Annotated in this window: 4 protein-coding genes; 1 reads left to right on the plus strand and 3 read right to left on the minus strand. The window is 32.8% G+C overall.

Translation table 11 applies throughout. The features are described 5' to 3' along the window. Nucleotides 1-441 precede the first annotated feature (441 nt). Both AC1DVK_RS26570 and AC1DVK_RS26575 read right to left on the minus strand, forming a co-directional pair. Nucleotides 442-1344: a hypothetical protein gene (locus AC1DVK_RS26570; protein ID WP_477627789.1), complete on the minus strand. Its 903-nt coding sequence runs from the start codon at nt 1342-1344 to the stop codon at nt 442-444. Nucleotides 1345-1672: 328 nt separating this feature from the next. Further along, a complete protein-coding gene (locus tag AC1DVK_RS26575) occupies nt 1673-2149 on the minus strand; it encodes a hypothetical protein (RefSeq protein WP_477627790.1) in 477 nt (158 codons plus the stop codon). 760 nt (nt 2150-2909) lie between these two features. On the opposite strand from AC1DVK_RS26575, the gene AC1DVK_RS26580 reads away from it, so the two are divergent. Continuing rightward, nucleotides 2910-3146: a hypothetical protein gene (locus AC1DVK_RS26580; RefSeq protein ID WP_477627791.1), complete on the plus strand. Its 237-nt coding sequence runs from the start codon at nt 2910-2912 to the stop codon at nt 3144-3146. A 60-nt stretch (nt 3147-3206) separates the two neighbouring features. Here AC1DVK_RS26580 and AC1DVK_RS26585 read toward each other — a convergent pair whose 3' ends face one another. After that, nucleotides 3207-3356, minus strand: a complete 150-nt coding sequence (locus AC1DVK_RS26585) for a hypothetical protein (RefSeq protein ID WP_089365001.1) — start codon at nt 3354-3356, stop codon at nt 3207-3209. Between the last annotated feature and the right edge of the window lie 550 nt (nt 3357-3906).

Here is a 3906-nt window from a genome sequence, read left to right on the forward strand (position 1 = left end):
AGCTGTCCATCACTGGAAAGGTTGCCAAGTGTACTTGGCTGTCATCAGACCTCCCCGGGTAAGAGTGCAATCTTTCCCTCCATCTATCTGCTTCATTTACTCTGTACCACCTTCGGCAGTAAGGACTTTGTTTTGTTTCGCAAACTCATCCAATGATACCTAGCCTTATATGAAGTTCGTGTTCCTCAGACCGGAGGTTTGCCGCTTGCTTCCTTCAGATTCCACGTCACCGTGAACACCCTTGCATTAGGCTAACCACTACTACTGCCTTCATGGTTCGGGACTTTCACCCTATAGATTACACCCATGCCGGGCGCACGAAAAAGCTGCCTTAAAGACAGCTCTGATCTTCAGCTAACGCACCCGATAATAGGATTCGTCTTGATTACGGAAGAAACACATACCGTTAGATGAAATTTAGCTTGGTAACAATAATTTCTATCATTTCTCACCAAATTTTACATCAAATAGATAATCAGATAATACAGTACCTTCGAAACTTTCTTGTGTGATATTTCCTTGGTCATCCCTTTCTTCTCCCGTTTTCTTCGTTGCAAATGTTGAAATATAATAACCTTCAACTGGTAATTGCTTATCATCTAATAATTGTATTTCTCCATTTAATACGACATAAGCTCGATTTTCTACTTCATAATTTGTTCGTTCCCCTGTACTTTGTATACCATAGGAAGAAAAGTCACACTTAGCATGAGTAATATCTTTAATATCAAGCACATTAAGATTTTCAAAAAAATGCTCAGCATCAATTAATCGATTGTATTGGAGCCATGTTTCAAGCTGACTATTCATAACTTGATACCTATTCCTATCAATATCATATCGAATTTCATAGAGATTATAGCTATTGCCATTTTGCCCAATTAGTTGCCAGCTTAAGTCTGTAATTCTACCATCTTCAGTATAGTCTACTTCAAAATCCTCAAGCCTCAAACTGTTATTCTCTAGATTTAATTCTTGCTTGACTAGTTCATATTCTTCTTGAAAGTTCATCGTATATACTGAACCAAGTTCATGCTTAATGAATATTGGGCGATTTCCCCAGTCATCCATGGCATATGGTATGGCCCATTGGACGAATATAAATGCAAGAAAACCAAAAACCGCAGCTATTCGTTTTACCTGTACATTTAACTTAGGTCGAAAAAATATCAGATACACTACAAACCCAAGTGGAAGTGAAATTTGATTGAAATTAAAGGCAAATGAACCTAATATAAAATATCCAATTATTTTTAACGGAAAATAAGACTCTTGATCGTCATTTTTCCACACTAAAAATAAAAAACTAACAATTAATATTACTGTGTAAACAATAGATGCCATTTTTAAATCACCCTATCTGGTAGGAAATCGCCTAGAATCACCTAATATATATGAATATTTCACCATTATTATAATTATTCGAAAAGACATTAAGACTATTACTTAATAACTAGACAAATTCCAAAAAAGAACGGCTTTATTATAACCAGAATTATCCCCGTCTGTCTGGTCCTGGTAATGAAGTAAAGCACTGTTAGTGAAATAATCATTATGTATTATTCACAGGATACAGACCAGTTAATAGCTAATTCTTTACAAACTACCAGCTAGTTTAATTCAATAAGAAGATATAACGTACTGTTGACGAAATTGTTGTATGGTTATGTTTTTAATTATCGTGATTAGAAAGGTATTCTGCTACATCTTTTGGAACTTTAAAATTTAAATTTAGTTTCTTGGTTCTAAGCTCGATATAAGGACTATCTTTATATGTAATAATTGTAGCGATTTGTTTAAGTTCCTTTTTAACTGTAATAGGCTCTCCAAGTTTGACTGTATTCTCTTGGTACATCTTATAAATATACCCTTTAGTCGAATTTGAAGGAGTATCTACAATACTCCATTTATCAACTTCTAGTGCATTAACAAATTCACTTACATCTTCTTGATTATCTATAACGTTTAAAACCGATTCTGGATTTTCTTCTGACGATATTTCTATCTTTTGGGCTCTATCAAGCCCAGGATCTTCTTTCAAATCTTCTTTTTCTATACTACATCCGAATAAAAATATAGATATGCTAAATGCAAATATAAATTTCATACAAACTTTTTTAATAATTGTTGTCCCCCCTCCAAGAATCAAAACCATACCTCATTTACTAAACCAAGAAAATTTTAACATTTATTGATTATTATTACTATACCTCTACAGTCTAAATTAATATCTTTCTTTAGCCTTAGATTATACAAATAATAAAATCAAACTATAAATTACTTCACTTAAGCTATCCTGCTCCTTTAGTTCCATAAAAAAAGAGCTATCTTAAAGACAGCTCCGATCTTCAGCTAACGCATGCGTTAGTTGCATAAGTAAGAAGTTTGAAAAAATAGCCTGTGTATATCTGAACGATGAATAACTTACCTATTTTCTTGTGTTTGTTTGCACCATATACAAAAAATCCGGAAAAACGTAACCAAAACCGTAACCATTTTTATAAAGAACTCGTCCAACGTAAAATTGAAAGTATGAATTTTCTATATTGGAATGCGTTGCTTTATTTTCTATTGGAGCATATCAGATATGTTAGCTGTGGTAAGAAAACTACTAGCAATAAAAGTTATTAAGCTAAACGCTGGTAGCTTGCTACATACCATCTATGCTTATTAATCAGCTTTGTGTGTTCAGAAAACCATTCTAAGCGATTTTCAAACTTTCTATTGATGATCGATAAGCTAATTTTGTCTAAGGCTTACTCTAACTCATCATCTATCTATTTTTTTATATAAAGAATTCCATAATTGCGTTAGTAGGTTTTTTATAGGTTTACTCATTGGTTTACCTTTAAGTTATTAGAAGTAAATTCAGCGCATTGGGATTCCCTGATTTCTTTGAGTGTGGGGTGTTGAGAAAGTATTTTGCTGAAAAGATCGAGACTTACCTTTTTATTCAGCTACCTAAGCCAAGTGAGTATCCAAATGTTTTAAAAATTTCTGCTGGAGATTACTGGTGTATCCAAAATAACGGCTGGTCTATTGATTCTGCTACTGAAATTTTTAGTGAGGAATGGATATCTGATGACGAGTTTTTTGTCACCGAATCTGAAATTTATGGGAATAATAAACTCCATCATCAATTGTAAAAAGAACCTCGAATAAGAAAAACATAGGGAGGTTTTAATCTTCCTATGTTTTCATTCATATTATTTATCTGTTTGTTTTTGCTTCTTTTTCAAATACTCCGCACGTATTTTTTCAAGGTGCTGCTTTTTATCAAATTTGGCAGGCGCCTGTTTTTCATGAAACTTTGTCACAGCTACCTTACCTTTGGTATCCAATTGATATTTTCCCACTTTGTTCACCTACTTTTCTTGTCTTTAAAGAGAATCTATTCATTAAATATAATATACCTTATTTTACTGAAGTAAACCTTATTACTTTATTAGTGTACTGCAACCTTTGCATATATCAGTAAAAACATTAAAAACTTAGTAAAATAATTCATCGCCAAATGGTATTCATTTCATTGCTATAATCAAAATAAAATGCCTTAACACTCTCATAAGCCTCAATAATTCTATTTCTTGTTTGTTCAGCTCTCTTCTAAAGGTCCAATTGTTCGGTAAATAAGGTTTAAATATTAAAACAACTACTTATATCTATCTTAATCCAAATATTACCTTATCCAACTAACCTGACCCTTTAGCATTCCTGTAGATCGTTAAATATCAGGTTTGAAAAAAATAGAGCCCCTCAGTAAGATACGAGTATAGAGACCAATCTAACTCAAAATCTTAAGGAGGAAGCCCTACTATGAATTTTAAAATGCAAAACAAACAAAATCAACTAATTGAGAGAATTACGGATCAACATCTAGTTGTTGGTGTGGATATTGCCCAACAC

The organism is Peribacillus sp. P4_B1 (assembly GCF_056402395.1).